Origin of the sequence: Anaerocolumna sp., from assembly GCF_032079385.1 — a bacterium.
Taxonomy (GTDB): domain Bacteria; phylum Bacillota; class Clostridia; order Lachnospirales; family Lachnospiraceae; genus Anaerocolumna.
This window is the reverse complement of sequence record NZ_DAMAUC010000019.1, coordinates 1-19,097: the sequence shown is the minus strand read 5'-3', so window position 1 is coordinate 19,097 and position 19,097 is coordinate 1. Positions and strand designations below refer to the sequence as shown.

Annotated in this window: 13 protein-coding genes; all 13 read left to right on the top strand. The window is 37.0% G+C overall.

Annotated features, from left to right (window positions below; translation table 11 throughout):
• Positions 1-35 precede the first annotated feature (35 nt).
• A complete protein-coding gene (locus RT261_RS14720) occupies positions 36-1,673 on the top strand; it encodes a response regulator transcription factor (RefSeq protein WP_313133582.1) in 1,638 nt (545 codons plus the stop codon).
• A gap of 1 nt (position 1,674) precedes the next feature.
• Positions 1,675-3,549, top strand: a complete 1,875-nt coding sequence (locus tag RT261_RS14715; RefSeq protein ID WP_313133581.1) for a sensor histidine kinase — start codon at positions 1,675-1,677, stop codon at positions 3,547-3,549.
• Positions 3,550-3,738: 189 nt separating this feature from the next.
• Complete coding sequence (locus RT261_RS14710; protein ID WP_313133580.1) at positions 3,739-4,662, top strand: carbohydrate ABC transporter permease; 924 nt, start codon at positions 3,739-3,741, stop codon at positions 4,660-4,662.
• A 13-nt stretch (positions 4,663-4,675) separates the two neighbouring features.
• Positions 4,676-5,509, top strand: a complete 834-nt coding sequence (locus RT261_RS14705; protein ID WP_313133579.1) for a carbohydrate ABC transporter permease — start codon at positions 4,676-4,678, stop codon at positions 5,507-5,509.
• A 215-nt stretch (positions 5,510-5,724) separates the two neighbouring features.
• Positions 5,725-7,893, top strand: a complete 2,169-nt coding sequence (gnpA, locus tag RT261_RS14700) for a 1,3-beta-galactosyl-N-acetylhexosamine phosphorylase (protein ID WP_313133578.1) — start codon at positions 5,725-5,727, stop codon at positions 7,891-7,893.
• 163 nt (positions 7,894-8,056) lie between these two features.
• On the top strand, positions 8,057-9,232 hold the full coding sequence (locus RT261_RS14695; RefSeq protein ID WP_313133577.1) for a glycoside hydrolase family 88 protein: 1,176 nt from the start codon (positions 8,057-8,059) through the stop codon (positions 9,230-9,232).
• A 16-nt stretch (positions 9,233-9,248) separates the two neighbouring features.
• Positions 9,249-10,658, top strand: a complete 1,410-nt coding sequence (locus tag RT261_RS14690) for an alpha-L-fucosidase (RefSeq protein ID WP_313133575.1) — start codon at positions 9,249-9,251, stop codon at positions 10,656-10,658.
• A gap of 129 nt (positions 10,659-10,787) precedes the next feature.
• Complete coding sequence (locus tag RT261_RS14685) at positions 10,788-12,188, top strand: ABC transporter substrate-binding protein (RefSeq protein ID WP_313133574.1); 1,401 nt, start codon at positions 10,788-10,790, stop codon at positions 12,186-12,188.
• A gap of 132 nt (positions 12,189-12,320) precedes the next feature.
• The gene (locus RT261_RS14680) at positions 12,321-13,310 is read left to right on the top strand and encodes a PHP domain-containing protein (RefSeq protein WP_313133572.1); all 990 of its coding nucleotides are present in this window, start codon (positions 12,321-12,323) and stop codon (positions 13,308-13,310) included.
• A gap of 11 nt (positions 13,311-13,321) precedes the next feature.
• The gene (locus RT261_RS14675) at positions 13,322-14,584 is read left to right on the top strand and encodes an MFS transporter (protein ID WP_313133570.1); all 1,263 of its coding nucleotides are present in this window, start codon (positions 13,322-13,324) and stop codon (positions 14,582-14,584) included.
• Between the two features lie 31 nt (positions 14,585-14,615).
• Complete coding sequence (locus RT261_RS14670) at positions 14,616-15,608, top strand: PHP domain-containing protein (RefSeq protein WP_313133568.1); 993 nt, start codon at positions 14,616-14,618, stop codon at positions 15,606-15,608.
• A 65-nt stretch (positions 15,609-15,673) separates the two neighbouring features.
• Complete coding sequence (locus RT261_RS14665; RefSeq protein WP_313133675.1) at positions 15,674-16,984, top strand: alpha-L-fucosidase; 1,311 nt, start codon at positions 15,674-15,676, stop codon at positions 16,982-16,984.
• 59 nt (positions 16,985-17,043) lie between these two features.
• Entirely contained in the window at positions 17,044-19,017 is a 1,974-nt protein-coding gene (locus RT261_RS14660; RefSeq protein WP_313133567.1) for an alginate lyase family protein, read from the top strand.
• Positions 19,018-19,097 lie beyond the last annotated feature (80 nt).

Sequence of the window (19,097 nt, the reverse complement as noted above, 5' to 3'; positions counted from 1 at the left end):
CTTGTTATATAATGTTTTAAAGACGGAGGTAAGATATGTATAAACTACTGGTAGTGGAAGATGAAAAATCAATAGCATATGGAATTGCGAATAGTATTCCATGGGGAGAGTGGGGATTTGTAATAAGTGGCGTCTGTGGTAATGGATTGGAGGCACTTGAGCAAATAAAGAAGGACAAGCCTCATGTGATAATTTCAGACATCCGAATGCCGGAAATGGATGGAATTGAACTGATGCAGCATCTAAATCAGAACTATCCGGAGATTAAAATCATTATCCTAAGCGGCTATAATGATTTTGAGTATCTTCAGATGTCCATTAAAAGCCGGGTTACAGAGTATTTACTAAAGCCTACGGATTTGGATGAATTCGAAGTTATGTTTCGCAAAATGAAAGACAGACTTGACGATGAAAATAGAAAGAAAATGGAAGAACAAGAGCTAAAGCAGGCCTATGAAGAAAGTAAGGATCTGAAGCTTAAAAAGAAATTTAATGCTTTAATAAAGGGCTATGGCTATAACGAAGAAGAGATGGAGGAAGAATTCTTAAAACAGGATGGAAACTGGTTTGGAGTTATTTTAATCAGTTTTGATGTTCAGAATTCAGAAGATAAGAATGCCTTTTATCAGGAGCAAATTAAAGTAGAGGATATTCTGAACGAAAAAGCTCCCAATGAGATTATTGTCGGAAAGTATATTTTAAACTATGAAGAAAAGATAACCGGGATTTTAAGTCTGGAAGAAGAACCAGAGGAAGAAGTCCTTCGCAGTTATACAAAGAGGATGTTAGAAGAAATCTTAGAAGAAGGGAATATTAGTGCATATGCAGGGATTAGTAACTTCTATATGGATTTTCAGATGCTTCCTCAGTGCTACGAACAGGCAAAATGCTGTGTCAGCCAGAAAATCTATAGTGAAGCTAAAAACCTTATTATGTTCTATAAAGAAATGCAGGAAGCAGATTTTGACTATTACGCCATCTCCTTTGATGTGGAGAAGATAGTAAAGGAAATCCTGGAGCAGCAGGAAAATAAAATAGAAGATACACTGGAACAGATTTTCTCTGAATTTAGAGGAAAAGTAATTCTTGATTACGATTGCATTAACCGCCTAAGCCTTGAGCTAATGTTTAACCTGTCCCGGGAGTTATTGCGTTACGGTGTTCAGCTTGAGAAGGTTATGAAAAAGATGGATTACACCTATACACACATATATTCTTTCAAAAGCTTGGAGGCAAAAAAAGAGTTTCTATTTAAAATTCTTCGGGAAGTTTCCAAAGAAAGCGCCCGTATGAAGGGAGAATGGAAGAACAGAAGCAGCCTTGCTCAGCAAATTAAAGAAATTGTGGATGCAGAATATGATTCCAACCAGATCTCTTTGGAATACGTTGGTGCAAAGGTCCATAAGAATACGGCGTATATTTCTAAAATATTTAAAAATGAATTTGGATGCAATTTTAGTGATTATATTATATCAAAACGATTGGAGAAAAGTCAGAAGCTTCTGGCGGATCCGGCACTTAAAATATATGAGATTTCTGAGGAAATGGGATGGGCTGATGTATCCAATTATATTAAGCTGTTTAAGAAAAAATATGGTATGAGTCCGAAAGAATATCGTAATATCCTCCAAGCAGGAGGTGGAAGCGCTGCAAAGTATATGGAAAATAAATAGAATGAAAAAAGAGAAGAAGAAAAGAAATCTAGGCTTAAAAGGCAGGATGTTATTTGGTATTTTACAAGTGTTGATTCCAATTATGATTGTTATTACTATTTTATTCTGGAATACGCGAAAAGTTATGAAACAGGAATATATGCGTACTACCCAGAGCCGGGTTACTGATATCGCTAATAAAATAGATGCTAAGCTTTCGGACATTTATAGTGTTTCTGATAACTTTGCTGCAAATGATCAGCTGGATAAATATATTGAAAAGGAATACTCACCGGAAGAGCAAATGTATAAAAAACTGGATATTGTGAGTATTTACAGTAACATATTTTCAGCTTATGATATGTTGAATAAGAGGGAAAGAATCAGTGCTATGTACACCTACAAGGGGGAATTATTTAATTTCCTGGATCCCAATAAGGATCCGAATGAGGTTATAGAGAAATTACAGGATCTGAATATAGAAGATCCTGACCTTTTGATGAAGTTTCGTTGGTTTCCCTTACAGGACAATTTTCTTTTGAGCAACTATCCGGAGGGAATCCGGGAGAAGAAGGCTGTTATGGGCATTCGCAGGATATATTCATGGGAAAAGGGAAGATATGAATACGTACAGTTATTTGCCTTGAAAGAAAAAGATATATATGAACAGTATGATGAGCTTGCTGAATCAACCCCTGGTGATATCTATATTATTACAGGAGATGGCAGTTTGATTTCCTCCAGTAATGAAGAAGTGGTAAAAGCAGGTGAAATTCCAAGGGAATTAAAAAAGATGATACTGGAGCGTACCGAGGATTCACAGGAAATGCGGGATGCTTCAGGAAATCAAATGGTGAATGTAAAGGTTTCTCAGGTGAATGATTGGATGACAGTTATGATAATTCCGGTAAAGGCGGTTACCAGAGAAATGGATGTATTATACTACCGAATTTTTCTTGTTATGCTGGTTTGTGTGGGCCTTTGTGCCATGATGATATTATACTTATATAAAAGCTTTATGGATCCTATCGGTGAACTTAACGCTTCCATGAAAGAAGTGTATGGCGGTAATTTAAATGCTTTTATTGAAGTGAAACAGAAAAATGAAATGGGAGATATGATACGCTATTATAATTCAATGCTGGAGCGGATTAATACCCATATTATTGAGGATTTGAGAGCGGAACGTAAGAAAAAGGAATTGGAACTGGAAGTATTAATGAGCCAGATTAACCCTCATTTTCTTTATAACACCCTTGAAAATATTGTATGGATATCCAATGATGCAGGCAGGCCGGACATTGGACGTATGGCTGCATCTCTTGGAAGGATGTATCGCTTGTCAATAAGCGGAGGTCAGGTTATTGTACTAATGGAGCATGAAATAGAGCACCTTATGGCCTATGTAAAGATTCAAAAAAACCGGTATAAGGAAGATTTTGAATTTGACCTACGAACGGATATGCAGCAGATACATGAATTGTACTCATTAAAGATAATGCTGCAGCCAGTAGTAGAAAATTCTTTCCTCTACGGTATGACAGGATTAAAGCACCCTATGTTGATTCGGCTAACTATTAAAGAAAAAGATGGATGGGTTATTATAAAAGTTATGGATAACGGCCGCGGGATGGACAAAGAGAAATTAAATGAAATACGGAATCAAATCCGCTTTGGAAGAACGGAGTCGGAAGAACAGGATAAGAACCGCCGTAGTACCGGAATCGGACTTCACAGTGTGGAAATGAGAATTAAATTGTATTTCGGAGTTGAGCATGCGGTTTCGATATACAGTAAAAAAGATGTAGGAACTTTGACTGTTATTCGGATCCCAAAGATAACCAGAGATGATGTTGATGAGCAGGGAAATCTAAAAGAAAATAAGCAGATAAAGTGAGATTAACAAAGAAATCAGGCAGAAAATTGTTTGATTTCTTTGTTTTTTTATATAAAAAAACGAAAATAGCCAACGAATATAAAAAACGACATATGGGTTATTGACATAATATACGTTAAAATATGAGTAAAGGAAAGCTCATATTGGAATGACTCTTCCCAGCTAAAATAGAAAGTGAGAGACAGGCTTATGAAAATGAAAAAAGCATCAGCACCAAAAGGAAGGATAAAGAGTTCGAAAGAACAAAAGAAAGAAAATAGGTATGGATGGCTGTTTATATCTCCATATTTAATATTTTTTACAATCTTTACAGGTATTCCTTTCCTAATAGCAATTGTGATGTCGTTTTTAAACGTAAAATATATTACAAGACTAGACAATCTGAAATTTGTTGGGTTACAGAATTTCGTCAAGATATTTCAGAATAAAGAAATTATGGAATCACTTATTAGAACTTTTAAATACTCATTGGTTTATGTACCGTTAATTATGGTGGTGGGATTTGTACTGGCATTTATCTTAAACAAAGGTGTTTATCTAAAAAATACAACCCGCTCTTTGGTATTTATGCCTTATGTTTCCAACATGGTGGCAGTGGCTGTTATTTTTAAGGTTTTACTGGGTAATGGCAGTCCAATTATTGTAGCTTTAAGAAATATGGGATTCAATCCTCCCTTGCTTTTACAAGATTTAAAATTGGCGCTTCCTACTGTAGCGGTAATTTCCGTATGGAAGGGTGTGGGACTGAACATGGTTGTTTATCTTGGAGCACTACAGGAAGTACCTGCTGAACTGATAGAAGCGGCACAGATTGACGGAGCAACAAAATGGCAGAGAATCCGTAACGTCATTATACCAATGATTTCCCCAACAACTTTCTTCCTGGTAATTAGTTCAATTATTGGTTCTTTCCAAAACTTTACTGTTATTCAGGCACTTACCGAAGGCGGTCCGGGACAGGCAACTACAGTTATGTCTGTAAATATTGTACGTACTGCATTTACGAAGTTTGAAACCAGTCAGGCAAGTGCAATGGCTTTGATTATGTTTGTGATCGTTATGATTGTAACTCTTATTCAATGGCACGGACAGAAAAAATGGGTAAATTATTAAGGAGGAACAATCGATGGAGAAAAAAAATAGAGGTCTAAAAATAGTATTAACAATTATCATTCTGATTATTGGATTGATAGCCAACTTTCCGTTTGTATTCATGATTTCTTCTTCCTTTAAAGTGAGTGGAGAAGTTATGAAATTCCCTTGGCATCTGATTTCAGAAAATCCTACAATTATGAACTTCAAAGAATTATTTGCAAATGGGATCTACAATTTCCAGAAATGGTACTTAAACACCATTATTATGACAGGTCTTACTATCATAATTAAAGTATTCTTTGTAAGTTTTACAGCATATGGCTTTGCAAAGATTAAATTTAAAGGAAAAGATGTTATATTCCTTATATTATTGTCAGCCATGATGATACCAAGCGATATTATGATTATACCTAGATACATGATATTTAAGAATTTGCATATTCTGGACTCTATGTGGGCATTAATTTTGCCAAGTTGTGTAGACGTATATTTTGTATTCCTGCTACGACAGTCATTTATTTCAATTCCAGATTCCATTAGTGAAGCGGCAAAAATAGATGGATGTGACCATTTTCGTATATATTGGAGAATTATTTTCCCGCTTGCAAAACCAGCAATTGCAACCATGGCACTGTTTTCTTTTACATGGTCTTGGAATGATTACATGGGTCCATATTTGTATATATCTTCTATGGATAAGCAGATGTTATCAGTAGGAGTTAAATTATTCTCATCTGGTATGATTCAGGATTATGGCACTCAGATGGCGGCGGCAACAGTTGTACTTCTACCGATTCTGATTGCATTCCTATTCTGCCAGAAGTTTTTCATCGAAGGCGTTACTTCTTCCGCAGTAAAAGGGTGATGCCTGGAGTTTAAGGCAATTATAACAAAGCTTCCGGCCTCTAATAGGATTGCAGTAAATGTATTATGCAATCTGTTTCAATGTACCGGAAGCTATTTTATTCTAATAGAAGTATTTTGGTGAGGAAATTATTATTAAACAATATCAATGTAAAATATTTAAGTTCAAACCGTATTAAATTATATAAAATAATAAAAGTAAAGAGAGGAAATCTTATGGAACAAAAATTAACAGGAAGAGTTACGGTTCCTACTGATGTGGATATGATACAGGAAACGAAGAATATTGCTAAAAGATGGGGAGCAGACGCTTTGCGTGATTGTGATGGAACAGATATGCCCGCTGAACTTAAGAAGATGCCTGTAAAGATTTATTCCACTTACTATACAACAAGAAAAGACAATGAGTGGGCTAAGGCAAATCCCGATGAAATTCAGCAGGTATATTTAATGACTGAATTTTACACTGCCTTGTCACAGGGAGAACTTCGTATTCCCCTGATGAAGCATTTATACAAAGATCAATTAAAACCTAATACAATACATGATATCAAACGTTGGTGGGAAGTAGTAGACCGTACTACAGGCGAGCCGTTGGCACCGGAGGCATGGGAATACGATGAGAGTACAGAAGACGTTATTATTTTAACTCCAATGCATTATCATGATTATACGGTAAGTTTTCTGGCATTTATAATCTGGGATCCGGTACATATGTATAATTTTATTACAAATGACTGGCAGGATGTGGAGCATCAGTTGACTTATGATGTACGTCAACCTAAGACTCAGAAATACGTGATTGAAAAGTTAAAACGTTGGATGAATGAAAATCCGGACAGCGATGTGGTGCGTTTTACAACCTTTTTCCATCAGTTTACTTTAGTGTTTAATGAATTTGCTAAAGAAAAATTCGTAGACTGGTTTGGTTACAGTGCCAGTGTCAGCCCCTATATTTTAGAACAATTTGAAAAAGAAGTTGGTTATAGATTCCGTCCGGAATATATTATTGATCAGGGTTACCATAACAATACCAACCGCGTTCCTTCCAAGGAATTCAGAGATTTTCAGGAATTTCAGCAAAGAGAAGTTGCTAAACTTATGAAAGTTCTTGTGAACATCTGTCATGACAATGGCAAAGAGGCCATGATGTTTTTAGGGGATCATTGGATCGGAACAGAACCGTTTGGCGAATATTTTAAGCATGTAGGCCTGGATGCAGTAGTAGGAAGTGTAGGAAATGGAACAACATTGCGCTTGATTTCTGATATTCCGGGAGTAAAATATACAGAGGGACGTTTTCTGCCTTACTTCTTCCCGGATGTATTCCATGAAGGCGGCGACCCTATTAAAGAAGCTAAAGTAAACTGGGTAACTGCAAGACGTGCTATCTTAAGAAAACCCGTTGATCGAATCGGTTATGGCGGTTATTTAAAGATTGCATTGGATTTTCCTGATTTTATACAATATATTGAGGAAGTATGTGATGAATTCCGTCTTCTTTATGATAATATGGGCGGCCAAAGTCCATACAGCCACTTTAAAGTAGGCGTTTTAAATTCCTGGGGCAGGATACGTTCCTGGGGAACTCACATGGTAGCTCATGCTATTGATTATAAGCAGACTTACTCTTATGCGGGAGTGCTGGAAGCTTTAAGCGGTATGCCTTTTGATGTGGAATTTATAAGCTTTGAAGATGTAATAAAGAATCCGGATATTTTAAAGGAATGCAAAGTGGTAATTAACGTAGGTGATGCCTATACTGCACCTAGCGGCGGAGCTTATTGGACAAATCCAAAGATCAACAGCGCTGTAAAGGCTTTCGTAGCTCAGGGTGGTGGATTTGTTGGAGTTGGTGAACCATCAGCCTGTGAATATCAGGGAAGATATTTTACTTTGGCAAATGTACTGGGTGTAAATAAAGAAATTGGATTCTCTATGTCAACGGATAAATATAACTGGGAAGAACACCGTCATTTTATTACGGAGGATTCTCGTGAGGATATTAATTTTGGAGAAGGCATGAAGAATATCTATGCTCTTCATGGAGCACAAATCCTGCGTAAGGAGGGACAAGATGTTCAAATGGCGGTTAACCAATTCGGAGACGGAAGAAGTGTGTATATTAGTGGCATTCCTTATTCCTTTGAAAACTCCAGAATGCTATACCGTGCTATATTCTGGGCAGCAGGCATGGAGCAGGGAATGAAGAAATGGTATAGCACTAACTATAATGTAGAAGTGAATTATTATCCTGCAACTAACAAATATTGTATTGTCAATAATACTTATGAGCCTCAAGAAACCCTGATATATGATGGAAAGGGCAGAGAATACAGTATGAAGTTAAAAGCAAATGATATTTTATGGTTTACATTTTCATAAGATTGGGATATTGTACTAGAGGAGTGTGAAGAGAATTTCTAAGGCGCTAAAAGACACCGCCTGAGAAGTTCTAAAACTTCACATTAGTTTCATGGATTGTTTGTGCCGCTTTGGCGGCAGGTTTATAAGTGCTTTAGTAACTTTAAAAGAGGAGGCAATCGTTATGCAGACGAAGGAAACATTAGAATCATATGAAGTAATCACTTTAGAGGAAGCTAGTGATGCACTAAAACATGTGATTGATCAGGTTAAAAGTAATATACCGGAATTTTACGATAGCTTTCCGGCAGCAAATAGTATCAATCAGATATATCCAGCTACAGAAAACAATGACTGGACCAATGGATTTTGGACAGGACAGCTGTGGCTTGCGTATGAACAGACTAAGGAGGGTGCTTTTAAAGAAGCCGCTCTCCATCAGGTACCAAGCTATCAGGAGCGTCTGATAAAAAGAATTGTAGTAGATCATCACGATATGGGATTTTTGTATACTCCCTCCTGCGTTGCAGCGTATAAACTAACCGGTGACAAGCTGGCAAGGGAAACTGCTTTAATGGCAGCAGATAATCTGATGGATCGGTTTCAGGAAAAGGGAGAGTTTTTTCAGGCTTGGGGAAAATTAGGTGATCCTAAAGAATACAGATTAATTATTGATTGTCTATTAAATATGCCTTTGCTATTCTGGGCATCAGAAGAAACGAAGGATTCAAAATACCGTGAAACAGCACTTCGTCATATTCGTACCAGCATGAAATATGTAGTTCGTGAAGATTCCTCTACATATCATACCTATTATTTTGATACTGAGACAGGGGCTCCGGTTCGCGGAGTAACTGCCCAGGGATATAGAGATGGTTCCATTTGGGCTAGAGGCCAGGCGTGGGGAATATATGGTTCGGCAATTGCTTATAAATATTGTCCGGATCCGGTGTATATTGAAAGTTTTAGAAAGATCACTGCATGTTTTCTGGAGCATTTACCTGAGGATCTGGTACCTTTCTGGGATTTTGATTTTACAGATGGCAGTACCGAACCAAGAGATTCTTCATCCGGGGCTATAGCAGCCTGTGGTATGCTTGAAATGGCAAAATATTTAGAACCTGAGGAAGCAAACTATTATACCCAAACAGCAAAGCGTTTATTAAAGGCATTGACAAAACACTGCTTATACAATTCCAGTTTAGATACCAACGGAATATTACTTCATTCTACTTATGCAAAAAGCTCTCCATTTAATACGGTAAAGGATAGCGGTGTAGATGAATGTACTTTATGGGGGGATTATTTTTATATGGAAGCACTTGTGCGGTTAACAACACAGTGGGAAGTCTATTGGTAGAAAAGGAACTAAGAAAATGAAAAAATCAGATGAAAGACTTATAAAAGTGATTCCCTCCGCCAGACAGCTTATGCTTCAACAAACAGAATTTTATGCATTCTTTCACTTTACGGTAAATACCTTTACGGGAAAAGAATGGGGATACGGGACGGAATCGACGGAAATATTTAATCCGGCTGAAATGGATGCAAATCAATGGATAGAAGCTATAAAAGCGGCAGGAATGAAAGGAGCAATCCTTACCTGCAAGCATCATGATGGATTTTGCCTATGGCCTAGTAAATTTACAAAGCATTCTGTGAAGTACAGCCCCTACCGGAATGGAAAAGGAGATATTGTAAAAGAAGTAGCAGATGCTTGTAGAAAAGCCGGCCTGAAGTTTGGTATTTATCTCTCACCCTGGGACCGTAATCAGGAAACCTACGGACAAGGAAAAGCATATGATGATTATTTTGTGGCGCAACTTACTGAGCTGCTTACCGGATATGGAGATATTTTTAATGTATGGTTTGACGGTGCCTGCGGAGAAGGCCCCAATGGGAAAAAACAGGTCTATGACTGGCAGCGTTATTATGATACTATAAGAAAGTATATGCCGGAGGCATGCATTGCCATAAGCGGCCCTGATGTCCGCTGGTGTGGTAATGAAGCTGGTGATACCCGCACCAGTGAATGGAGTGTTGTACCGGCAGACTTATCTGTTGCAGAGCGAGTGGCTGCTTTAAGCCAGCATGCAGATGATCCTTCTTTTAGTCAGAGGGTAATAAGTAGTATGGAACAGGATTTAGGAAGCAGGGAACGTTTGGCAGAGGAACAGAACTTGATTTGGTATCCGGCAGAAGTGGATGTATCCATAAGACCGGGCTGGTTCTATCATCCTGAGGAGGATAATAAGGTTCGTTCTCTGGAGAATCTGCTGGATATCTATGAAAAATCCGTAGGTGGAAATGCAACACTACTTTTAAATATTCCCCCTATGCCTAATGGACTGCTCCATGAATACGATGTAAAAAGGCTGCAGGAATTGGGTAAGGAGATACAAAAAAGATACGGTAAAAATCTGGCTGAGGAAGGCACAATACTGGTAGAAGAAAATGAGTGGATTGCAGCAGATAGTTTGCAGACGGATGATTATAAAACCTACTATCAGGGAAATAACCCCAAGGCAGAGTTTAAGATTGCTTGGAATATACCACAAAAGATTTCAGCAGTTATTTTAAAGGAAAATATACAAAAGAGTCAGCGAATTGAAGCTTTTGAAATTTTATCCATGAAAAATGGGAATCTTATTAATATATATACGGGAACTACTGTGGGTTATAAGAAAATCGCCCGCTTTTCACAGATAGAATCGGATATACTGATTATACGAATTCTGGATTCAAGAATGGCACCCACTCTTTCCTTTATTGGTATTTATGAATAAAAAAAATAGGCATTTCTTTTAAATAATGATAGAATGATAAAAAAAGCACATAAATTCAAAATACAACCTATATAAACTAGATAAAAAGTTAGTTATAATAAGATTATAAACAAAAGGAGGGAAAAATACATGAAATTAAGAAAAGCATTAAAACGAGGTGTTGCTTTCAGCTTAGCTGCAATGATGGTATTAAGTACTGCAGGATGTGGAAAAGCTAATAACACTAAGGAGACTCCGGATGGTAAAACAACTGAGTCTAAAGGTAACGAATCTGCTCAGAAGCCAGACAGTGATAAACCATTTGATGGTGTTACAGTAAAATGGGCGTTGACAGATAACGCTGCAACCGGTTCTGAAACAAAAGAAATGGTGGAATTAATCAAAGAAAAAACTGGTATAAATGTAGAATTTTTCATCACTCCTACAGCAAAAGCAGGAGAAATGGACAAGGTACTTGTAAGCTTAATGGCAGGAGAAGAAATTGATATCATAGGTAGAACTCCACTTCAGTTAGAAGAATTCTATAAAGCTGCTGTTTTAGAGCCACTTGATGAACTTGCCAAAACAGACAATTACGATATGACAGCTTTATATGGTAATCAAACTGTAAAATTTGAAGATCAGACATATGCAATGCCAGCAGAAAAAGATATCTGGTTAACTTATTATAACAAGAAAATCTTTGATGATGCTAATGTTCCTTATCCAACTGCAGAAGGATGGACTTGGGAAAAATATGTTGAGACAGCTCAGAAACTGAACAATCCTGAAAAAGATATCTGGGGTTCTTTCATGAGTGATGACGTTGCAACTAATTATATGCAAGCTACACAAAAGGGTGTTTCTGCATACAAAGCAGACGGTACAGCTAATTTTGATGATCCTGCATTCGCTGATTCTACAAAATGGTTCTTTGGTTTAGGAAATGATCTTAAGATTCAACCAAGCTGTATAGATTTAGCTTCCGGAACATATCCATATAACTCTTTCATGGTAAATGGAAATATCGGTATGTATGTATATGGCGGATGGGTTGCAAGTGCATTATCAGATAAAACAAAATATCCAAGAGATTGGGAATTAGGAATTCTTCCAATGCCATATCCAGAAGGATCAGAACCATCTTCTTTAACAATTACAAGCTGCTATGCTATACCTAAGACATCTGGAAATAAAGATGCAGCATTTGAAGCAATCAAAACCATTTGTGAAAATAAATATACTTTAGGTTATGGACGTGTTCCAGCAAAGATTCTAACAGAAAGTGAAGCAAGAACTTATATTGAAAATAGCTTACTTCCAAAATTTAAAGATGATAATTTAACAGTAGAAGATTTTATGACAGGATGGTTTGATAACAGCAGACTATATTTAAGTGAAAAGATTATGGGTACTGCTGATACTACAATCGGCCAAATCTACACAGAAGAAGGCCAATTATATGGTCAGGGACAAAAATCACTGGAAGATACCATGAAATCTATTCAGGACAGAGCAAACGAAGCGATTAAAGAGGCAAATGAGCAATAAAAGGTACTCCTCATACTATTAAGAGTGGAAATGTTATCTAGACTGAGATAAGAAAGCGCTGCCAGAGCATGGCAGCGCTTTTTTCAAAATAGGTTCAAAATATATGACTATAAGAAAAGCAGGTAAAGAGAAATGAAGGAGCGAATTTATTTACTTCCTGAAGAAGGAAATTTTTATAAAGGGAATATGCATTGTCATACAACGATTTCAGATGGAAAGTTATCACCGGAACAGATAAAAGAAGAATATAGGAAAAAAGGATACCAGATAGTGGCCTATACGGACCACAAGAAATATATTCCTCATCAGGAATTAACTTCAGAAGATTTTCTGCCACTGGCAGGTGTAGAGGTAGATATTAATGAAATACGTCCGGGAAAGGAACGAATTAGGACCAGAATGTTTCATATTAATTTCTATGATACCAATCCGGAGGAGATGCCGGAGGAGAAAGCAAGATATTGTGCAGCAGATTATTGGAATTATGATCTTTCCTATGTAAATGCATATATAAGGAAGATGAAAAAACTAGGATTCTTGGCAAGCTATAATCATCCTTATTGGTCCATGCAAAATTATGATGAATATACACAGCTAGACGGGCTTTTTGCTATGGAGATTTATAATCATGGCTGTGAACTTGAAGGACTGTATGGCTACAATCCTCAAGCCTATGATGAAATGTTACGATGCCAGAAGAATATCTTTTGTCTGGCTTCTGATGACAATCACAATGAATACCCTTTCGGACATCCATTGTGTGATTCCTTTGGAGGTTTTACTATGATTAAGTCCAGGGAACTTACTTATCCGGCAGTAATGAAAGCACTGGAACAAGGAGATTTCTACAGTTCCATGGGTCCGGAAATACATTCATTGTATATAGAAGGCAAAGACTTGGTAGTAGAGACTAGTCCGGTTCAGAAGATTTATGTAAAGATGGAAGGAAAGAACTGCTATAAGAAGGTAGCTCCTTCTGGAGAAACTTTAACAGAGGCAAGATTTACCCTGACCGGAAAAGAAGGCTATATACGTGTGGCATGCCGTAGTGAGAAAGGATTATTTGCTAATTCTAATGCATACTTTCTTGAAAATATGCCCATAGAATTTACAACAGAGTAGGAGATTGTAACTTGGATAAAATTATACAGCAAAAAAAGATTCAATCAGAAAAAATGCAATCCATGCTATTTTGGTTATGCTGGATCGCTTATTTTTCAACCTATCTAGGAAGACTTAACTATTCAGCTAGTTTAACAGAAATCATAAGGGCAGAAGGATTTGATAAAGGAGCAGCGGGATTAATAGGAACGGCATTCTTTTTTTCCTATGGATTTGGGCAGCTTATCAGTGGAATCTTAGGGGATAAGCTAAAACCACATAAGATGATTTTAGCAGGAATTTTAGGATCCGGAATATGTAATGTAGCAATGGGGCTTTCTACAAACATTTGGCAGATGGTAGCGGTATGGTGCATGAATGGTCTACTTCAGTCCTTAATCTGGTCACCAATCATTAAATTATTTTCTAACTGGATTCCCCAAAGCCGTCAGAAAACATTCTGTATCAACATCAACAGCAGTGTGCCCATAGGTACTTTTGCTGCTTATGGGATTACTGCATTCATAGTGTGGAAATTCCATTGGAGAACAGTATTTTTCTTTTCCTCTGTGTGTCTGGCTGTCATTGGAGTAATTTGGTTTATTGGAAGCCACAAAATAGAAAAAGAAGTAGAAAAGAATGGAGTATTAGAGGAGGTTATATCTGCTTCACAGAATTTAAAACAACAAAATTATTCTATGGGAAAATTGATTTTAGCTTCTGGTATGGTATTTCTGTGCTTTGGACTGATGTTTCAAGGAATCTTAAAGGACGGAGTAACTACTTGGATTCCTACGTATATTCGTGAAGAGTTCAATATGGAATCTGTAGTATCCATTATAAGTACAACCATTATACCTATTTTTAATTTAAGTGGTGTGTATCTGGCCTCCATAGTAAATAAGAAGATTTTTAGAAATGAAATTACTACTTCCGCTTCATTTTTCGCTATATGTACAGTAATGCTGCTATTACTTAGACTTTATTCCGGTGGGTCGGTTGTAATCGTATTGATATTATTTGGTGTGGCAACAACGGCAATGATGGCAGTAAATACTATGTTAGTTAGCATGGTACCTATATATTTCGCACCTTATGGTAAATCTTCAACTGCCTCCGGAATTCTAAACTCCTCGGCTTATGTAGGAGGAGCAGTATCTACATATGGAATTGGAGTGCTGTCTGAAATAGTTGGTTGGGATACAACGATTTTGGTTTGGACTATAATAGCCATGGCAGGTATGACAGTATGCCTGATAGGAAAAACCTATTGGAGAAAATTCACACAAAATTAAGAGGCGCAAAAGCGCTGGAATCGAGGATAGTATGAAGAATAGAATTTATTTATTGCCTGAGACAGGAAATTTTTATAGGGCTAACCTTCACAGCCATACCATTGTATCAGATGGCAGACTAAAACCGGAAGAGTCTAAGGAGATTTATAAGCAACAGGGATATCAGGTTCTGGCATTTACCGATCACAGAATATATAAAAACCATGAAGAATTAAATGATAAAGATTTTCTGGCTCTTGCAGCGGTAGAAGTAGACATTAACGAAGTAAGTTCAGAAAGATTGAACCCAAAAGATAAAACCTATCATATTAATTTATATGATACAAAGCCTGAATTTGAAAGAGAAAGAAAAGAAAAGGGAATATGTCCCCAACGGCGATATGGGGATTTTGATTATATCAATCAGTATCTTGAAGAAATGAATGAATTAGGCTTTCTGGCATGTTACAACCACCCTTATTGGTCGTTGCAAAATTATGATGATTATAAAGGATTGAAAGGACTCTTTGCCATGGAAATTTACAATTATGGCTGTGAGCATGATGGATTATACGGCTACAATCCACAATCTTATGATGAGATGCTTCGCTTAGGCAACCGGTTATGGTGCTTAGCAACAGATGATAATCATAACAGCTATCCTATTGATCATCCTCTATGTGATTCCTTTGGAGGATTCACTATGATAAAAGCGGAAGAACTAACCTATTCCGCCATTATGGATTCCTTGATAAAAGGTCATTTTTATAGTTCCATGGGACCGGAGATAAAGGAACTTTATATTGAAGGTAATGAACTGGTAGTAAAAACCGGGCCAGTACAAAAAATCTATGTGATGATGGATGCCACCAGATGTTACCGTAAAGTGGCTATGCCAGGAGAAGTTCTTACCGAGGCGAGATTTACTCTTGATGGAAATGAAAATTATATACGTGTAGAGTGTAAAGATGAGAATGGACTCTTTGCTAATAGCAACGCCTACTTCCTTTTTGATATTGGATTTGAAGAAATTTCAAGATACTAAACTGATTTAATGCAATTAAAGCAAATAGAATATAGAAAATAATAGATTAATGGAGACTATGAGTGATGAAAAGAAATAAAACAGACTGGTTTAGTGATGCACGATTTGGAATGTTTATTCATTGGGGGATTTATGCAATCCCTGGCCTGGGAGAATGGTATATGAGCTTTGACCGGGTAAGCGTTAAAGATTATGAAAAATATTTTAGGGAATTTAATCCTAAGGATTTTAATCCAAGACAATGGGCGCAGCTTGCGAAAGAAGCAGGTATGAAATATATGGTGCTCACAGCAAAACATCATGATGGTTTTTGCTTGTTCGACAGTCAGTACACAGACTATAAATCTACCAATACAAAAGCGGGAAAAGACTTTATTAAAGAATATGTAGAAGCAGTTCGCGAAGCCGGATTAAAAGTAGGAATTTATTATTCTTTATTAGACTGGCATCACCCGGATTATCCAAAATATAATGATATGTTCCATCCGATGCGTGAGAATGAAGCCTATAAAGAAGATAAATATGACTGGGATAATTATTTAAAATATATGCATGGACAGGTAGAAGAGCTGTGTAGTAATTACGGAAAGCTGGATTTGCTATGGTTTGACTTCTCTTATGGAGAAATCAAAGGAGAAAAGTGGAAAGCAACCGAACTTTTGAAGATGGTAAGAAAATTACAACCTGAGGTTTTGATTAATGACCGTTTTGAAGGCGGCGGTAGCAGCAATAGTTCCATTATGGAAGGAAAACCAAGTACTATCTCCGGAGATTTTACTAGTCCGGAACAATGCATGCCAACAGAAGAACTTCGCAATAAAAATGGTGAGCGTGTTGTATGGGAATTATGTACGACCATCAATGACACATGGGGCTATACACCAAGCGACAAGAACTATAAATCAGCAGAATTTCTAATTCGTAAATTGGTTGAGTGTGTATCGAAAAGCGGAAATATGATTCTAAATGTGGGACCAGATTCACAGGGAAGAATTCCAAAAGAACAGGAAAAGGTATTAAAACAGGTTGGAGATTGGCTGAGAAACAATGGCGATAGCATCTATGGCTGTGAAGGCGCTCAGTTACCAAGACCAGAATGGGGACGCTATACTAAAAAAGGAAATATTCTATACGCGCATATTATGGAGGCACCTATTGGGCCAATTCCAATTACAGGAGTTACAAAAGAACAGATTAAGAACATAAGGATGTTATGGGACGGCAGTGAAGCAAGAGACGCTTCTAAAGCACTTGGACCGCGAAAACATCCAGAAATAAAATTTATTACTTTTGGTGATAATGGAAATTTCACGTATCAACTTCCAGATGAAGCAGATACTGTATTAAAGATTGAATTAGAAGCCGATTTGCAGTAGTAATAAAGATAAGGCAGTGCCACATCTGTAAGCAGATGCGGTATGCAATGGGAGCTAGTATGAAGAGAGAAAAATTACAACAATTCTGGTGCGGTGATAATGTTAAAAGAACCGTAGAATTTTTTAAATTGAATTACACTTTAAATGAAAAAGAATTAATAGGGCATGCTGATCTCCTATGCGAAAATACATTTCTATTTCAGGATCACTGGGAAATGGAAAGAACAAATAAGCCAGTTACATTTAAGGGTAATGTGGAATGGGACTGCATTCCTTTTGGTGATCCGGAATGGACTTTTGCTTTAAATCGTCATACCTGTTTTGTAAATCTGGCAAAAGCATGGAACTGTACTAAAAATGAGAAGTATGCTGAGAAATTCATGGAACTGTCAAAGGACTGGATGGAACGGGTTCCCCTTAATGAGAAAAGTAAGCAAAATACCTGGAGAAGTATTGAAGCAGGAATACGGTGCGAGAATTGGCTAAAGAGTATGATGCTTTTTGCAGATTGCAGCAAGATACCAGAAAACTTCTGGGATGAATTTGAAAAAGTATTATTCTTACATGGAGAATATCTTATGTCTGTAAATGGAGTATTTCACAGGTTAAGTAATTGGGGAATTCTTCAAAACCATGGACTTTTACTTGCAGGTATCTATTTTGAAAAGACTGATTGGATTAAAGAAGCGATCCAAAGACTGGAAGATGAGCTGAATTTGCAGGTCTTTGAAGATGGTATACAGTGGGAACAAAGCCCCATGTATCATGGAGAAGTGCTGCATTGCAGTTTGGATAGCATAGAACATATGAAACGCTTTGGCATCCAAATACCGGAGCAGGTAAGCAAAAAAGTACAGAAAATGTTGTATGCACTTGGCATGTGTTGTAAGCCAAACGGACACATTCCTTGCCAGTCTGACAGCGATGATATTGATGCAGGGGATTTACTGGTACATGGAGCATGTTTTTTTAATGACGGTATATTAAAATTCTTATCACACTCTAGATTTAGGGAAGAAAATATATGGAATCTTGGGATAGAGGCACATATGTTATATGAGAATATTGAGACCTTGATACCAAAAGAAATTTCCTATGCACTAACAGATAGTGGAAATTATATGTTAAGAAGCGGATTCGATAAGAATGCAGATTATCTGAGATTTCATTGTGGATGTATGGGAAGTGGACATGGACATGGAGACTTGTTGCATATTGATTTATATTCCCATGGCGAAGACATTTTAATTGATTCAGGCCGTTATACTTATGTAGATTCAAAAATCAGAAGGGATTTAAAAAGTCCTTCTGCTCATAATACCATATGCGTGGATGAAGAAGAGTTTTGCAAATGTGCAAATAGCTGGGGATATGAAAAAATGGCTCAACCAGTAAAGGGAGAATACCGTTTTACTGAAACAGCAGATTTTGTATCCGGTGCTCATTTAGGTTATATAGAGAAAGGAATCTTTATATCCAGAAAGATAGTTTATGTTAAGCCAGGTATATATGTAATAGTTGATGAATGTTATGGTACTGGTACACATAAATATACGCAGAATTGGCATTTCTCTGGGGACGGAAAGATTATTTCTGAAGACAAGAAAGTAACCTTCGAAGGAAATAGGGTCAATGCAAAATGCTTTTTCCTTCATGGAAAAACTGCACTATCTAAAAAAGAATGCTCAACGGAATATAATAGTTTGAAACCTTGCAATTGTGTTTCAGTTTCCATGGAGGAAACAGGAAGTACTTCTATGATTACAGTGATTTCTATTAAAGAGAAAGGTAAAAAACATGATATTATAGTAGAGCAAATTCCTGTTTCCCTGGAAAAGAGCGGAAGAATCTTAACTAATGAGATGGCGGAAGCGGTTAGAATTAAAATAAATGAAGAAGAATATGTTGTTGTATTCTGTCATGAGGAAATTATCAGCGAAGTGGATCTTCTTTCCGCAGGTGGTTACAGTTCTTATGGAAAGGTGCTGTTATTTTCTGATAAAAATTCTAACGGCATTTGTCTGCAATATTAAAATTTAGACTACTAACTATAGTACACTTTGCCCAATATGGGGTATTCAGACCATAGAGAGTGGGGGATATTGTATATTGC

Excerpts from the sequence above, each read along its gene's own strand:
- RT261_RS14720 (WP_313133582.1), top strand. The coding sequence starts at position 36 with ATGTATAAACTACTGGTAGTGGAAGATGAAAAATCAATAGCATATGGA.
- RT261_RS14715 (WP_313133581.1), top strand. The coding sequence starts at position 1,675 with ATGAAAAAAGAGAAGAAGAAAAGAAATCTAGGCTTAAAAGGCAGGATG.
- RT261_RS14710 (WP_313133580.1), top strand. The coding sequence starts at position 3,739 with ATGAAAATGAAAAAAGCATCAGCACCAAAAGGAAGGATAAAGAGTTCG.
- RT261_RS14705 (WP_313133579.1), top strand. The coding sequence starts at position 4,676 with ATGGAGAAAAAAAATAGAGGTCTAAAAATAGTATTAACAATTATCATT.
- gnpA (WP_313133578.1), top strand. The coding sequence starts at position 5,725 with ATGGAACAAAAATTAACAGGAAGAGTTACGGTTCCTACTGATGTGGAT.
- RT261_RS14695 (WP_313133577.1), top strand. The coding sequence starts at position 8,057 with ATGCAGACGAAGGAAACATTAGAATCATATGAAGTAATCACTTTAGAG.
- RT261_RS14690 (WP_313133575.1), top strand. The coding sequence starts at position 9,249 with ATGAAAAAATCAGATGAAAGACTTATAAAAGTGATTCCCTCCGCCAGA.
- RT261_RS14685 (WP_313133574.1), top strand. The coding sequence starts at position 10,788 with ATGAAATTAAGAAAAGCATTAAAACGAGGTGTTGCTTTCAGCTTAGCT.
- RT261_RS14680 (WP_313133572.1), top strand. The coding sequence starts at position 12,321 with ATGAAGGAGCGAATTTATTTACTTCCTGAAGAAGGAAATTTTTATAAA.
- RT261_RS14670 (WP_313133568.1), top strand. The coding sequence starts at position 14,616 with ATGAAGAATAGAATTTATTTATTGCCTGAGACAGGAAATTTTTATAGG.
- RT261_RS14665 (WP_313133675.1), top strand. The coding sequence starts at position 15,674 with ATGAAAAGAAATAAAACAGACTGGTTTAGTGATGCACGATTTGGAATG.
- RT261_RS14660 (WP_313133567.1), top strand. The coding sequence starts at position 17,044 with ATGAAGAGAGAAAAATTACAACAATTCTGGTGCGGTGATAATGTTAAA.